This is a genomic window from Leisingera sp. ANG59, from assembly GCF_013317235.1.
Classification (GTDB): domain Bacteria; phylum Pseudomonadota; class Alphaproteobacteria; order Rhodobacterales; family Rhodobacteraceae; genus Leisingera.
On record NZ_WLCM01000013.1, the window covers coordinates 49,670 to 64,323 of the forward strand.

General features: G+C 66.2%; 13 protein-coding genes. 3 read left to right on the forward strand and 10 right to left on the reverse strand.

The genetic code is table 11. The features are described from left to right. Positions 1-121 precede the first annotated feature (121 nt). Entirely contained in the window at positions 122-1,018 is an 897-nt protein-coding gene (locus tag GKC28_RS13360) for a LysR substrate-binding domain-containing protein (RefSeq protein WP_174147404.1), read from the reverse strand. A 92-nt stretch (positions 1,019-1,110) separates the two neighbouring features. On the opposite strand from GKC28_RS13360, the gene GKC28_RS13365 reads away from it, so the two are divergent. After that, on the forward strand, positions 1,111-1,275 hold the full coding sequence (locus GKC28_RS13365) for a hypothetical protein (RefSeq protein WP_174147405.1): 165 nt from the start codon (positions 1,111-1,113) through the stop codon (positions 1,273-1,275). 7 nt (positions 1,276-1,282) lie between these two features. Here the strand turns inward: GKC28_RS13365 and murD are convergent, their stop codons facing one another. Next, positions 1,283-2,683 carry a UDP-N-acetylmuramoyl-L-alanine--D-glutamate ligase gene (murD, locus tag GKC28_RS13370; protein ID WP_174147406.1) on the reverse strand — a complete coding sequence of 467 codons (1,401 nt, stop codon included), beginning with the start codon at positions 2,681-2,683 and terminating at the stop codon, positions 1,283-1,285. A 130-nt stretch (positions 2,684-2,813) separates the two neighbouring features. Between murD and GKC28_RS13375 the strand changes: the two genes are divergently transcribed. Further along, positions 2,814-3,728: a glutaminase gene (locus GKC28_RS13375; RefSeq protein WP_174147407.1), complete on the forward strand. Its 915-nt coding sequence runs from the start codon at positions 2,814-2,816 to the stop codon at positions 3,726-3,728. A 486-nt stretch (positions 3,729-4,214) separates the two neighbouring features. Here GKC28_RS13375 and mraY read toward each other — a convergent pair whose 3' ends face one another. The 8 genes from mraY to GKC28_RS13415 all read right to left on the reverse strand — a co-directional run bounded on the left by mraY (position 4,215) and on the right by GKC28_RS13415 (position 13,773). After that, the gene (gene mraY, locus GKC28_RS13380) at positions 4,215-5,297 is read right to left on the reverse strand and encodes a phospho-N-acetylmuramoyl-pentapeptide-transferase (RefSeq protein WP_174147408.1); all 1,083 of its coding nucleotides are present in this window, start codon (positions 5,295-5,297) and stop codon (positions 4,215-4,217) included. 21 nt (positions 5,298-5,318) lie between these two features. After that, positions 5,319-6,719 carry a UDP-N-acetylmuramoyl-tripeptide--D-alanyl-D-alanine ligase gene (gene murF / locus GKC28_RS13385; RefSeq protein ID WP_174147409.1) on the reverse strand — a complete coding sequence of 467 codons (1,401 nt, stop codon included), beginning with the start codon at positions 6,717-6,719 and terminating at the stop codon, positions 5,319-5,321. Next, on the reverse strand, positions 6,716-8,203 hold the full coding sequence (locus GKC28_RS13390) for a UDP-N-acetylmuramoyl-L-alanyl-D-glutamate--2,6-diaminopimelate ligase (protein WP_174147410.1): 1,488 nt from the start codon (positions 8,201-8,203) through the stop codon (positions 6,716-6,718). Before GKC28_RS13390 ends, murF begins: the two co-directional genes overlap by 4 nt. 17 nt (positions 8,204-8,220) lie before the next feature. Further along, positions 8,221-10,005, reverse strand: a complete 1,785-nt coding sequence (locus GKC28_RS13395; protein ID WP_174147411.1) for a penicillin-binding protein 2 — start codon at positions 10,003-10,005, stop codon at positions 8,221-8,223. Then, the gene (locus GKC28_RS13400; RefSeq protein ID WP_174147412.1) at positions 10,002-10,367 is read right to left on the reverse strand and encodes a cell division protein FtsL; all 366 of its coding nucleotides are present in this window, start codon (positions 10,365-10,367) and stop codon (positions 10,002-10,004) included. Before GKC28_RS13400 ends, GKC28_RS13395 begins: the two co-directional genes overlap by 4 nt. Next, a complete protein-coding gene (gene rsmH, locus GKC28_RS13405) occupies positions 10,364-11,356 on the reverse strand; it encodes a 16S rRNA (cytosine(1402)-N(4))-methyltransferase RsmH (RefSeq protein ID WP_174147413.1) in 993 nt (330 codons plus the stop codon). Before rsmH ends, GKC28_RS13400 begins: the two co-directional genes overlap by 4 nt. Before the next feature lie 3 nt (positions 11,357-11,359). Then, a complete protein-coding gene (mraZ, locus tag GKC28_RS13410; RefSeq protein ID WP_174147414.1) occupies positions 11,360-11,863 on the reverse strand; it encodes a division/cell wall cluster transcriptional repressor MraZ in 504 nt (167 codons plus the stop codon). Positions 11,864-12,708: 845 nt separating this feature from the next. Then, on the reverse strand, positions 12,709-13,773 hold the full coding sequence (locus GKC28_RS13415) for an Mrp/NBP35 family ATP-binding protein (RefSeq protein ID WP_174147415.1): 1,065 nt from the start codon (positions 13,771-13,773) through the stop codon (positions 12,709-12,711). 342 nt (positions 13,774-14,115) lie between these two features. Between GKC28_RS13415 and GKC28_RS13420 the strand changes: the two genes are divergently transcribed. Further along, positions 14,116-14,325, forward strand: coding sequence for a DUF1127 domain-containing protein (locus GKC28_RS13420; RefSeq protein WP_174147416.1), 210 nt, complete (start codon positions 14,116-14,118; stop codon positions 14,323-14,325). Positions 14,326-14,654 lie beyond the last annotated feature (329 nt).

The following is a 14,654-nucleotide window of genomic DNA, read 5'->3' on the forward strand; positions in this document are numbered from 1 at the left end:
TACCGCTGTTTCGCTTGGGCGCGCGCGGCAGCCCTGGCAGGCCAAGACCAAGTGAAGGCGGGTCAGAGGCGGAAGTTCCGCTTGGGTGAGCCTGAAGCCCTCCACCCTCACCTGCCGGACCTTACCCCGCCAGTTCCGCCACCTCCGCCAGCAGCCAGCTGCGGAAGGCGGCTATGGCCGGCGCGGCGCGGCGCGACTCCGGGTAGACCAGCCAGACAGAGATATCATCCTCCGTCACCAGATCGAACGGCTGCACCAGCGCCCCGCTGGCAATCAGGCCGCGGGCATAGGCCGGTGTCAGCAGGCAGGCGCCCTGGCCCGCCAGCGCGGCCTGCACTTCCAGCATCTGGGTGCCAAGGCTGTGCTGCTCCGCCCGCTTCGGCGGCTCCACCCCGGCCGCGCGGAACCACAGGGCCCAGGCCGGATCGCCGGCGTCCACCAGCGGCACCCGCAGCAGGTCGGCAGGTTCCTTGAAGGGGCCATAGGCCTCCATCAGCGCCGGCGTCAGCAGCGGCGTGTAGCTGCCGCGGATCAGCAGGTCCGCCGCCAGTCCCGGCCAGCTCCCCCGGCCGGCCCGGATCGCCACGCTGGCCTCCCCCGCCAGCAGGTCCGCAACCCGCGGATTGACATCGACCCGGGTGGTGATGCCGGGATGCGCCACCTGGAACAACCCCAGCCGGGGTGCCAGGATGAAGGCGGCAAAGCTGGTGATGGTGCTGATCACCAGCTCCTCGCCGCCGCTGCCGCGCACCTCCGCCCAGCCCTGGCGCAGCATATCCAGCGCCTCGCTGGCATGGCGCTGGAATGCCTTGCCGGCCGCGGTCGGCGCCACCCCGCGCGGCAGCCTGTTGAACAGGGGCTGGCCCGCCCGGTCCTCCAGCAGCTTGATCTGGTAGCTGACCGCCGCCTGCGTCATCGCTAGCTCCTCCGCCGCGCGGCTGAAACTGCCCAGCCGGGCCGCCGCCTCAAAGACGCGCACCGCCGGCAGCGGCGGCAGGGGATTTACAGAACGATCCATCAACACAGCTTATACCAGAGCCGCTGAGATTCAATTGGTCATTGGCGCGGCAAGCGCCCACATCTTGCTCACACAGAACAAGGATCGCCCCCATGGCTGAAATGCTTTCGCAGATGAACCTCTGGCACGTCATCAATGGAATTTTTACCTCGCACCGGCACAGGGGCGACCGGGCCAGCCAGGCTGCTGGGCAGCAGCTGGCCCGCAGGCGGCTGAGCCACCTGCCCGAGCACCTGCTGCGCGACATCGGGCTTTGAGCCTGGGCTAGGTATTCAGCCGCTTTGCAACTTCGGCCACGAAATCATCGCCGCGCTGCTCGAAGTTGTCGTACTGGTCAAAGCTCGCGGCGGCCGGCGCCAGCAGCACGGTGTCGCCCTCCTGTGCCTCGGCCACGGCACGCTCCACCGCGGCCGCCATGGTGGTGCAGACCTCGGCTTCCACGTCCAGCTGCAGCGCAAAACCCGCCGCCTCGCGGCCGATCACATAGGCCTTCACCACATTGCCGGTCTGCCCTTTCAGGGCCTCCAGCCCGCCGTCCTTTTCCAGCCCGCCGCAGATCCAGCGGATGTTCCTGAACGCGCTCAGCGCCTTCACCGCGCTGTCCAGGTTGGTCGCCTTGCTGTCATTCACATAGCGCACCCCGCCCGACTCGGCGATGGTCTGGCTGCGGTGCGGCAGGCCCGGGAAAGTGGCCATCGCCTCGCCGATCAGCCGCGGCGCCAGCCCCAGGGTGCGCGCCGTCGCATAGGCCGCGCAGGCGTTCTGGTGATTGTGCGCGCCCGGCAGGCCCATCATCTCCCGCAGGTCGATGGAGGCCGCCTGCCGCCCCTTGCGGTATTCGCTCAGGAAGCCCTTCTTTGCAAAGACCTGCCAGCCCGGCCCGGTCAGCTTTTGCGCCGCGGAAATGCGGATCACCCGGTCGTCGCTGGCGCCCTCGGACAGCTGGCCAGCCAGAAACAGCCCCTCGTCCTCATCAATGCCGATAACGGCGCGGTCGGGCCCGCCCTCGGCAAACAGGCGGCGCTTGGCGGCGAAATAGCCCCCCATGCCGCCGTGCCGGTCCAGATGGTCGGGCGACAGGTTGGTGAACACCGCCACATCCGGCGTCAGCGCGCGCGCCAATTCGGTCTGGTAGCTGGACAGCTCCAGCACCACCACACCGCCCTCGCCCGGCGGGTCGATGTCCAGCACGCCGCGGCCGATGTTGCCCGCCAGCTGGCTCTCGCGGCCCGCCTCCTGCAGGATGTGGTGCAGCAGCGCCACCGTGGTCGATTTGCCGTTTGAGCCGGTGACCGCCACCACCCGCGGCGGCTGGTCGTGCATTTGCCAGTCGGCATCGGCAAAGGAGCGGAAGAACAGGCCGATGTCATTGTCCACCGGCACCCCACCCTCCATCGCGGCGCGGATCACGGGGTTGGGCTTGGGATAGAGATGCGGAATGCCGGGCGAGGTGATCAGCGCCGCCACATCGTCAAAGGCGCCGGCTTTATGCAGATCGCGGCAGGCGAAGCCTTCCGCCTCGGCCGCCTCGCGCGCCGCCGGGTTGTCATCCCAGCACAGCGGCTCCGCACCGCCTGCGTGCAGGGCCCGTGCGGTTGCCAGACCGGACCGCCCCAGCCCCAGCACCGCCACCTTGGCGCCCTCATATCCTTTGACCGGGATCATCACCTGCCCTCCCTTAGACCTGTTGCCAGAACCGCTAACCGATCCCGCCGGCCTTTGCCAGAGCCGTCAGATTGACAAGCCCCGGCCCATGCCGGAGATTCCGCGCAAATCAATAAGGAAGGATCGCCCCGTGGCCGCGGATATGCAGGTTTTGCTCGACCGTATCAGTGCTGAAATGCAGGGCCGCAGCGACCGCGGCGCCGTCGCCAGTTACATCCCGGAACTGGGGCAGGTTGATCCCAACCAGTTCGCCATCTCGGTGGCCACTGCCGAGGGCGGACTGTTCCACGCGGGCGATGCGCTGACCCGGTTCTCCGCGCAAAGCATCACCAAAGTGTTCACCCTCGCCATCGCGCTTGGCCGCGCGGGCGACCAGCTGTGGAGCCGTGTCGGGCGGGAGCCCTCGGGCACCGCCTTCAATTCCATCGTCCAGCTGGAGCATGAACGCGGCCGCCCCCGTAACCCTTTTGTCAACGCAGGCGCCATCGTCACCACGGATGAGCTGCTGGCCGGCCGCGCGCCGAAGGAGGCGCTGGCGGAAATCCTCGCCTTCATCCGCGCCGCCGCAGGGGACGAGGACATCCACATCAACAAGGCGGTGGCCAGTTCTGAGACCCGCCACGGGCACCGCAACTTTGCTCTTGCCAATTTCCTGGCCTCCTTCGGCAACCTGAAGAACACGCCAGAGAAAACACTGGGCACCTATTTCCACCAATGCGCCACCGAACTGACCACGGTGCAGCTCGCCAGGGCCGGGCGCTTCCTGATCGGCGGCGGCGCCAAGCCGGCGCTGGTGTCGCAAGGCAGGGTGCGGCGGCTCAATGCGCTGATGCTGACCTGCGGCCATTACGACGGGTCGGGCGAGTTCGCCTACCGCGTCGGCCTGCCCGCCAAGAGCGGGGTCGGCGGCGGCATCCTGGCCATCGTGCCGGGCAAGGCCAGCATTGCGGTCTGGTCGCCGGGGCTGGACCACAATGGCAACTCCAAGCTGGGCACCGAAGCGATGGAAGTGCTGGCGCGGGAGATGGACTGGTCGGTGTTCTGAACCCGGTTGCACCGAGCCCCCTGAACAGCCTGTACAGAGCGGTGGAGGGAAGGCGCCAAAACGTCCCTGGCACCTTCCATTTCAATCCGGTCTAAGGCCTTAATTAAACCGGGCACCAAATCGCATAGAGTTTGAAACCCCGCGTCCACCACCGAGGGCGGAAGGCTTTTGAAAGGTGTTGCGCACCCACCGTACGCTGTACTCACCACATCTTCACCCGGCCGCGCTACGGTCAATCCGTTGCAACGAGAAGACCAGGAGACCGGCCCCCTCAAACCACCTCCTCATTGGGTGCAGGGCGGGTCCGAACAGGCCGCTAGACGGACATGGCTGCTGACAACAGCCATCCGATGCTCCGCCCCTCCGGCGGCGCCGCCTTCTTCTAAATGAAAAACCGCCCGAAGCAGCAGCCCCGGGCGGTTCCATGAAAAAGAGAATTCAAACCGCCCCGCCAAAGACATGGCGCGGCAGCCAAAACGGCGTGCTCTACCGCACCTTCAGCGTCGCCAGCCCGATCATCGCCAGGATCAGCGAGATGATCCAGAAGCGGATCACGATCTGCGGCTCGGCCCAGCCCTTCTTCTCATAGTGGTGATGGATCGGCGCCATCAGGAACACCCGCCGGCCGGTGCGCTTGAAGTACAGGACCTGGATGATCACCGACAGCGCCTCGACCACGAACAGACCGCCGACGATGGCCAGCACCAGCTCGTGCTTGGTGGCAATGGCGATGGCGCCCAGCGCGCCGCCCAGGGCCAGCGAGCCGGTGTCGCCCATGAACACCGCCGCGGGCGGCGCGTTGTACCACAGGAACCCCAGACCCGCGCCGAACAGCGCCGAGCAGAAGATCAGGATCTCGCCGGTGCCAGGCACGTAATGCACGTCCAGATATTCGGTGAAGTCGACGCGGCCCACTGCATATGCGATGACGCCCAGGGTGCCTGCCGCGATCATCACCGGCATGATCGCCAGACCGTCCAGGCCATCTGTCAGGTTCACCGCATTGGCAGCACCGACGATGACGCAAATCGAGAACGGCACGTAGAAGATCCCGAGGTTGATCAGCGTGTCCTTGAACACCGGCAGCGCCAGATGGTTCTGCAAGGGCGCCGGGTGATAGGCCGCGGCCCAGACTGCCGCAATCACCGCAATCATGATCCCCAGCGCCAGCCGCACCTTGCCCGGCACACCCGCGGTGTTCTGCTTGGAGACCTTGGCGTAATCATCGGCAAAACCGATCAGGCCGTAGGCCAGCGTCACAAACAGCACCAGCCAGACAAAGGGATTGTCCCAACGCGCCCACATCAGGGTTGCGGTCAGCAGCGCGCCCACCACCAGCAGGCCGCCCATGGTGGGGGTGCCCGCCTTGGAAAAATGCCCCTCCGGCCCGTCATCGCGGATCGGCTGGCCCTTGCCCTGGCGCTTGCGCAGCACGTTGATCAGCGGCTTGCCGAACAGGAAGCCGAAGATCAGCGCAGTCATAAAGGCGCCGCCTGCGCGGAATGTGATGTAGCGGAAGAGGTTGAAAACATCCCCCCCGTCCGACAAAGCGGTCAGCCAATAGAGCATCTGAGCCCTTCCCTCGTTCTCTTATGCGTTTTCTTGTGTGGGGGTGGAGTGACCCATTTCGCGGATGCCGTCAACGATCTTGGCCAGCGCCATGCTGAGCGAGCCCTTGGCCAGCACGATGTCGCCGCCGTGGATCTCGCCCGCCAGATCGGGCACCGCCTCGGCGCTGGTCCGGTACCAGCCGCCGCGTTTCCCCTCCGGCAGGGCGTCGTGCAGCGCCTGCATCAGCGGGCCGATGCAGTGGATCCTGTCGATGCCCTGTACCGCGTCCAGAGCCGCCAGCCCGGCGTGCAGTTGCACCTCCTGCGGCCCCAGTTCCTTCATGTCGCCGACATAGGCGATCCGGCGCCCCTGCCCCGGCGTCGCCGCCAGCACCGCCAGCGCTGCCGCCATCGAGGTCGGGTTGGCGTTGTAGCTGTCGTCCAGCAGGGTGATGTCGCCGCCCGCCAGCCGGACCGTCTCGCGCACGCCGCGGCCCTTGACCGGCGACCACAGGGCGAGGCTTTCGACGGCTTTAACCGGATCAGCACCCAGCGCCTCGACACAGGCCAGCGCACCCAGCGCATTCATTGCAAAATGGGCGCCAAGCGATTGAATGTGCAACTCAACCTCGCGGCCATTGGCGGTGGCGCGGGCGACGGTTTCCTCGCATTCGATCCCGGCGGACTGCAGAGTGTAGTCTGCGGCGCTTTCGCCAAACCAGCGGGCGGTTGCGCCCAGATCCGCGGCCACGTCCCTCAGCACATGGGCCTCGGCAATATCGGCGTTCAGGACCGCGACGCCGCCAGGCTCCAGCCCTTCCATGATCGAGGCTTTTTCTCGGGCGATGCCCTCGACGTTGTCAAACGCCTCCAGGTGTACTGCCGCGACGGTAGTCACCATCGCCACATGCGGGCGCGCCTGTTTCGCCAGAGGCGCAATCTCGCCGGGATGGTTCATGCCGATCTCGATCACCGCGTATTCGGTGCCGCGCGGCATCCGTGCCAGCGTCAGCGGCACGCCCCAATGGTTGTTGTAGCTGGCAACGGCGGCATGAGTGCGGCCCTGATCGCTGAGCATCCTCGCCAGCATTTCCTTGGTCGAAGTTTTGCCAACCGAGCCGGTGACGGCAACAACCTTGGCCTGCGTGCGGGCGCGCGACGCGCGGCCCAGGGCCTCCAGCCCCGCCTGCACATCGTCGACGATCAAAATCGGCGCATCCGCAGGCACTCCATCCGGAATGCGGGATACCAGCGCGGCGCCTGCCCCCTTTTCCAGCGCCTGCGCCACGAAGTCATGGCCGTCGCGCGCGGCCTTCAACGCCACGAACATGTCGCCGGATTCGATGGTGCGGGTGTCGATCGACAAGCCGGAGACAGCCCAGTCCCCCTGCGCCCGCCCGCCGGTGGCCGCGGCGGCCTCAGATGCGGTCCAGAGCGTCATGCGATCCTCCCGTCCAGCGCGGCCACGGCAATGCTGGCCTGCTCCACATCGTCAAACGGCAGCACCGTGTCGCCGACGGTCTGGCCGGTCTCATGACCCTTGCCGCAGACAATCAGCGCATCACCCGCCTGCAGCATGTCAGCGCCGCGCAGGATCGCCTCGGCGCGGTCTCCGATCTCAATACAGTCCGGCGCGCCGCCCTTGACCGCGGCGCGGATGATGGCTGGGTCCTCGCTGCGGGGGTTATCGTCGGTGACAATCACCACATCGGCGTTCTTGTGTGCCGCCTGCCCCATCAGCGGGCGTTTGGTGGTGTCGCGGTCGCCGCCGGCGCCCACAATGGCAATCAGCCGCCCCAGCACATGCGGGCGCAGCGCCTTGATGGCACTGGCCACCGCATCCGGCGTATGGGCGTAGTCGACAAACACCGCCGAGCCATTGTCGCGCGATGCCGCCAGCTGCATCCGGCCGCGCACGGTGGTCAGATGCGGCAAGGTTTCAAACACCCGCTCCGGGTCCTCGCCACCGGCAATCACCAGCCCGCAGGCCAAGAGCACGTTTTCTGCTTGGAAGCCGCCGATCAGATTGAGCCGCACCTGGTACGGCTTGTCATGCCAGGCGAACCGCACATCCTGGCCGGTGCCGTCATAACGCATGCCCATCAGGTTCAGATCGCCCAGGCCGCGGCCCACAGAAATCACTTCCTGCCCGCGGGCAGCGGCCACCGCGCGCATCTCGGCGCCGCGGGGGTCGTTCATGTTGATGACGGCGACACCCTCGTCCGGCAGCACCCGGCGGAACAGGCCTGCCTTGGCGGCGAAATAGGCGTCAAAGGTCTCGTGATAATCCAGGTGGTCCTGGGTGAAGTTGGTGAAGCCCGCGGCTGCCAATTGCACCCCGTCCAGGCGGCGTTGGTCCAACCCGTGCGAGGAGGCCTCCATCGCCGCATGTGTCACACCTGCCGCCGCGGCCTCTGCCAGCGCGCGGTGCAGGGTGATCGGCTCCGGCGTGGTATGGGCCAGCGGGTAGCTCCAGGCGCCCTCGATGCCGGTGGTGCCCATGTTGACGGCCTCATGGCCCAGCTCGGACCAGATCTGGCGCACGAAGGTCGCCACGGAGGTCTTGCCATTGGTGCCGGTGACCGCCACCACGGTCTGCGGCTGGCCGCCGAACCACAAGGCGGCGGCGTAGGCCAGCGTCTGGCGCGGGTCCTCGACCACCACCAGCGCGGCATGGCTTTCGTCCAGAACCTTGGCGGCAATTTCTGCCCCTGCGGCGTCCGTCAGGATGGCGGTTGCGCCTTTCTCCAGTGCTCCGGGAATGAACTTGGCGCCATGCACCTGTCTGCCCGGTAGGGCGGCAAACAGGAACCCGTCGCGCACCTCGCGGCTGTCCACCGCCAGTCCGGAAATCTGCGGGTCGGCGCCGCCGCGGGCAGTGAGCCCCAATTGGCTCAGAGGCTGGTCTGGTCTGCTGCTGCTCATGGCGGCCCTCACCTGTGTCAGTTCGAGGTGAGGGTTATACCAGTCACCTCTGCGGGTTCAACTTGCGGACGCAGGCCCAGGAGCGGCGCGACACGGCCGATCATCTCAGCCGCCACCGGGGTGGCGGTCCAGCCTGCGGTGCGGCGCTCCTCGCCGTGGGCGATGATGGAGGGTTCGTCCAGCGTCACGATCAGCACGTATTTCGGGTCATGTGCCGGGAAAATCGAGGCAAAAGTGGCAATCACCTTGTCATCATAATAGCCGCCGCGGGGCTTGGGCTTGTCGGCGGTGCCCGTCTTGCCGCCCACCTGATAGCCCTCGACCTCGGCAAAAGACGCAGTGCCCTCGCTCACGACTTTGCGCAACATCTTGCGCGCGGCGGCGGCGGAGGCCTCGCTCATCACCCGCGCGCCCAGCTGCGGCGCGGTCTGTTTCAGAATCGTTGGCGCCACGTAACGGCCGCCATTGGCCACCGCCGCATAGCCCGCCGCCAGATGCATCGGCGTGGTGGAGATGCCGTGGCCGTAGGAGATGGTCATCGCCGACAGCTCCGACCAGTTGGCGGGCAGCAGCGGCTTGCCGCCTGCGGCCTCGGAAATCTCGAACGGGGTCGGCTCCAGCATGCCAAGGGTGTCGAGGAAGCTTTTCTGCCGCTCCACACCGATCTGCTGCGCCAGCCGCGCGGTGCCGATGTTTGAGGATTTGACGATGATCTTGGTCACCGACATCTCGTTGCCGTAGTTTCGGAAATCGCGGATCGCAAAGCGGCCCCAGCGCAGCGGGCCGCGGGTGTCGATGACGGTGTCGGCGTTGACCAGGCCCAGGTCCATCGCCTGCGCGGCGGTGAAAATCTTGAAGGTCGAGCCCAGCTCATACACCCCCTGCACCGCGCGGTTGAACAGCGGGCTGTCGGAGGGGTCGAAGCCGGAAGTCGGCGGCCGCGGCCGGTCGTTGGGGTCGAAATCCGGGAAGGACACCACCGAGATCACCTCGCCGGTATGGACGTCCATCAGGATCGAGGTGGCGCCCTTGGCGTTCATCAGCTTCATGCCGCCATAAAGCACCTGCTCCGCCGCTGCCTGCACGGTGAGGTCCAGCGACAGCTGCAGCGGCTTGCCGGCATTGGCCGGGTCGCGCAGGTAGTCGTCGAACTGGCGTTCGACACCGGCAACGCCGATCACCTCTGCCGCGTTCACGCCTTCCTTGCCGAAACCGGCCCCGCCCAGCACATGGGCGGCCAGGCTGCCGTTCGGGTAAAGCCGCATTTCGCGCGGGCCGAACAAGAGGCCGGGGTCGCCGATATCATGCACCGCCTGGAGCTGCTCGGGGCTGATTTTCTTCTTCACCCACAGGAACTTGCGCTTGCCGGTGAAGTCCTTGATCAGGCGCTCGCGGTCGAGGTCGGGGAAGATCTCCACCAGCTTTTCCGCGGCACCGACGGGGTCGATCATCTGCGGCGGCTGGGCATAGAGCGAATGGGTTTCGAAATTGGTGGCCAGCAGGCTGCCGTTGCGGTCGACGATGTCGGCGCGCTGCGCGGCAATGGCAGCGCCGGGAACGCTGGCCACGGGTTCCGCCGGTTCAGACACCGCGGTCATGCCCATGCGGGCGATGATCGCCCCGAAGGCGCAGACGAAAAACAGGCCCAGCACCAGAAGCCGGCCCTCGGCGCGCTGGCGGGCCTGCACCTGCATCTCATGGTGGCGCAGGCTGATGTTTTCCTCTTCGATCACATCCGGGTTTTCGCCGCTTGCGCGGGCGTGCAGGATGCGGGCCAGCGGGCGGAGCGGCGTGCGGATCATGGCTGGCTGCCCCCCGTGGCCCGGCCGGCATTCAAACCGGAGACTTCGATTTCGTTTTCGATCTCCAGCTCCGGCGGCGCCGGGTAGGAGACCTCATCGACGCGGCCGAACTGGTCGGGGCGCAGCGGCAGCAGGCCGAGGCTATCGAAGTTGATGTCGGCCAGGTCGCGCAGGCGCTGCGGGCGGTTGAGATAGGCCCATTCGGCGCGCAGCACGCTGAGGCGCACCTGGGCGGCGCCGATTTCGCGCTGCAGCGCGCGGGTGTCTTTCAGCACCTGCTGGGTGGCGTAGTTTTCGCGGTAGGCCCAGAAGGCGAGGCCGAAGACGGCCAGGCAGGTTGCGGCATACAGCAAAGTCTTCATTTACGCGCCTCTTTCAACTGCGGCATTCCAAGCTCCTTGGCCGAGATCGGCCCCGGTGCGGCGTCCGTCCGGCGCCCGACCCGCAGGCGGGCGGAGCGGGAGCGCGGGTTTTCGGCCAGCTCCTGCTCGTCCGGGCCCACCGCCTTGCGGGTGACCAGTTCGAACTGTGACGGCGCCTCTTCCTGCTCCGGCGCCCAGCGGTTGGCACGGCCGGTCTTGCCCGCGCGGTGCTGGAAGAAGCGCTTGACCATGCGGTCCTCGACCGAGTGGAAGGTCACGACGGCCAGCAGGCCGCCGGGCTTCAGCGCCCGTTCGGCGGCCAGCAGGCCCTCGAACAGCTCGTCATATTCGGCGTTCACCGCGATGCGCAGGCCCTGGAAGCTGCGGGTCGCCGGGTGCGACTGGCCGGGCTTGGGGCGCGGCAGGCAGCTCTCGATGATGCCTGCAAGGCGCAGGGTGGTGGTGATCGGCTCGATTGCGCGCTCCCGGACAATCGCCTTGGCAATGCGGCGGCTGGCGCGTTCCTCGCCGTAGTGGAACAGGATGTCGGCGATCTGCGCCTCGGTGAGTTCCGCGATCAGATCGGCGGCGGAAGGGCCGGACTGGGACATCCGCATGTCCAGCGGGCCGTCCTTCATGAAGGAGAAGCCGCGTTCGGCCAGGTCCAGCTGCATCGAGGAGACGCCAAGGTCCAGCACCACGCCGTCGAGGTCCTGGGCGTATTCATCCATGCGGGAAAAGACGCCCGGCTGCAGGATCAGGCGGTCGCCGTACTCCCCAGCCCAGGGTTTTGCCAATTCAAAGGCCAGCGGGTCGCGGTCGACGCCGATCACCTGCTCGGCGCCCGCCTCCAACAGGCCGCGGGTATAGCCGCCGGCGCCGAAGGTGCCGTCCAGCCAGCGGCCCGCGACCGGGGCCACGGCCGCAAGCAGCGGGCGGAGGAGAACCGGGATGTGGGGACCATTGGCAGCTGTTTGGTCCTGGGTCATGTCTTAAGCGCCCCCGGCGCCGTCTAGGAATTCCATCGGATCGAAGCCTTCGGGCAGGTCTTCCATCCATTCTTCGGCCTGGGCCAGTTCTTCCTGCTCGTAGGTTTCCGGCTTCCAGATCTGGAAGGTGTCGCCCGCAGCGATGAAAAAGGCCTCTGCCTCAAGGTCGATCTTCTGGCGCAGTTTTGCAGGCAGCACCAGGCGGCCGGTTTCATCCACGTTGGTCGGGAACGACTGGCCGTGGAACATGCGCTGCAGCATCTTGCGCTGCATCGAGCCGCGCGGGAGCTGGTCGATCTTGGCGTCGACCTCCTCGATCGCCTCTATAGTATAGCATTCCAGGAAGTTGCGGCGCTGGTCGCCGTAGACGATCACCAGTTCCGGGTTCTGGCCGGGCTGCCAGTTGGGATCGGCGGCCTCCAGCACACGGCGAAAGGAGGCAGGAATTGACACCCGCCCCTTGCTGTCCACCTTGTGGTGGCTTTCGCCTCTGAACCTGCGGCCCAATTTCCCGTCCTTTTCGCGCGTCCCTCGCGTTGATCCGTCCCCCAGAATGAAAAGGGGCGGGTTGATCTGCTGCCACTGATCAACCCGCCGCCTTGGCCCGCTTTGCGGGATGTCCGACTGCACGCGCCACCTGGGGGGATGTCTGCTCGCCCGCGCGCCGGATCTCTTGTTCGATGAAAGCGAAGGCCTGTATGAAACCTGCTTGTTTTGTTTTTGGCTCTGGGGTCGTTTGGCGCCCCGTCCCTCGTCTCATCTGATGAACTAGGGATACTATGGGAATTGATGGTCCCGCAACTGTTTTTTGCGGGAAGCCGCCGAAGCCTTGACAGGGAATCCGAAGATTCGGACCAGATTCGCGATTGATTCAGCGGAGGTTTCGGAACTTGTTGTGAGAAAACCCCATACAAACACCAGATATAGAGGTGAGTTGCGGCCGCAATTTTTTTCCCATAGTTTCCCGCGATTCCGCCTGCCCGGCGCCAGAATTCCGAAAAGTTCCCCTTACGTTCGCACACTCCAGCCCGCGGAAGCGCCGGAAATGCCCCGCAACAGCGTTTCAACACCGGGTGATTCGCGTCTGCAAGAGGGATTGGGCGGAAAACGGACCATGATTTCCCATGCCGCCCATGAAATCCCGCCGATCCCATGATTTCCCGGCTGTCCCATGGTTTCCCGGCCGCCCCATAAGATCCCACGCGGTGCTGCAGGTGCCATGCAGTCCCATTTGCAGCAGGCAATCTCATCCGCGCCCGAATTGCAGCGCGGTTGGCCGTGCTGACTCACAAGGCCCGCCGGAATGGCAGGCCTTTCAGTGCTCTCTCTATATTTAGGGGCGGATGAGCGCCTCAGGCCATGCCGCCGCCGATCAGGCCTTCGGCGATGCGGGCGTAGGCCCGGGCCATCGGCCCCTCCCCCGCCGCGATGGGCGTGCCGCCGTCTCCGGCCAGGCGGGTTTCCAGATCAATCGGCAGCGCGCCCAAAAGCGGCAGCCCCAGCGTCTCGGCCTCTGCCGCGACGCCGCCGTGGCCGAAGATGTGATGCTCGCCGCCGCAGTCCGGGCAGGTGAAGAAGGACATGTTCTCGATCAGCCCCAGTACCGGGGTCTTCAGCGTCTTGAACATGTCCATCGCCTTGCGCGCATCCAGCAGCGCCACGTCCTGCGGGGTGGAGACGACGATGGCGCCGGACAGCTCCGCCTTGGTGCAGAGCGTCAGCTGCACGTCACCGGTGCCGGGCGGCAGGTCGACGATCAGCACGTCCAGCTCGCCCCAGTTCACCTGGCCCAGCATCTGCTGCAGCGCGCCCATCAGCATCGGGCCGCGCCAGACCACCGCCTTGCCCTCCTCCAGCATGAAGCCGATCGACATCAGGGTGACGCCATGGGCGTGCAGCGGCTCGATGATCTTGCCGTCGGGGCTGGCAGGCCGCCCCTTGGCGCCCATCATGCGGGGCTGGGAGGGGCCGTAGATATCGGCGTCCAGCAGCCCTACCTTGCGCCCCTGTTTGGCCAGCGCCACGGCGAGGTTCGACGCAACGGTGGATTTGCCCACCCCGCCCTTGCCGGAGGCAATCGCCAGGATGCGCTTGACGCCTGCCGGCTTCAGCGGCTCCGCCTGCGGTTTCGGGTGGCCGCCGACCTTGAGGCTGGGGGCGGGCTGCTGCGGCGCATGGGCGGTCAGGGCAGCGGAGACGGTTTCAACACCTTCCAGCGACAGCACCGCCGCCTCCGCGGCCTTTCGCAGCGGCTCCATCAGCTTGGCGATCTCGGGGCTTGGCGCCTCGATCACAAAGCTTACCTTACTGCCCTCGATGCGCAGCGCCCGCAGCATGTCGCGCGACACCAGGGTGCCGCCATCCGGCAGCGCCAGCCGCTCCAGCACCGCGCGAATCTGTTCCTGTGTGACGGTCATGGCTGCTCCCCTGTGTCAAATCCGGCCTATATATATGCGCGGGCCGGCGCGCAGGAAACCCGGCTAGCGCGTTTGCCGCAATTAAGGGGAGGCGGATGTGTCAATCCGCTGCCGCCCAAGCCATGCACGGCCCGCAGCGGCATGCCCGGAAACTATACAGCTGCGCAACAAACTGCTGAAAATCTTGGCCGATTACAAAGACCTACCCCGCGTCACCCATGCACATGCCGCATAGCAGCAATGACGAAGCACGGGATTGTGCATCTGCAGCATATCCTTAAATTGTCATTCAAGAAATGCCACAGCGGCAGACGACGAGACGATAGACGAAGGAACAGAACGATGGCAGCAGCACAACAGATCTCCGCGGTGAGCATTGCATCCCCGGTAGGCTTCCTGGATGCCCTGCTGGTCAAGTTCGTTCGCTACCGCCTGTACCGCCAGACCGTCAACGAGCTGTCCGCGCTGACCAACCGCGATCTGGCAGACCTGGGCCTGAACCGGTCCGAAATCAAACGCGTCGCCTATCAGGCGGCCTACGAGAACAACTGAATAGAGATCAGGTCCTTTCTCCTCCTCCCTTGAAGGGCCTGTCTTTTGCGGTGGCATCCTCCTCCTCCCTGATGCCGCCGCACCCTATACCGGCCGAAGGCCGGGCTTGGATCACCGGGATCTCCTCCTCCCTGATACCCGGTGTTTGACAGAACGGCGGTGCCCCTCCTCCTCCCTGGGCGCCGCCGTTTCTTGTTTGGGAGTTCCGAAAAAATCACGCCGCACCGCAGGCATGCGGCTGCAGCCGGGCTTAGCCCGGGGCAGATCGCGCGGTTCTTCGGGCAATGGAGGGTGGCGCAGGCGCGGCGGGCAGCATAGCTGCCCGCCGC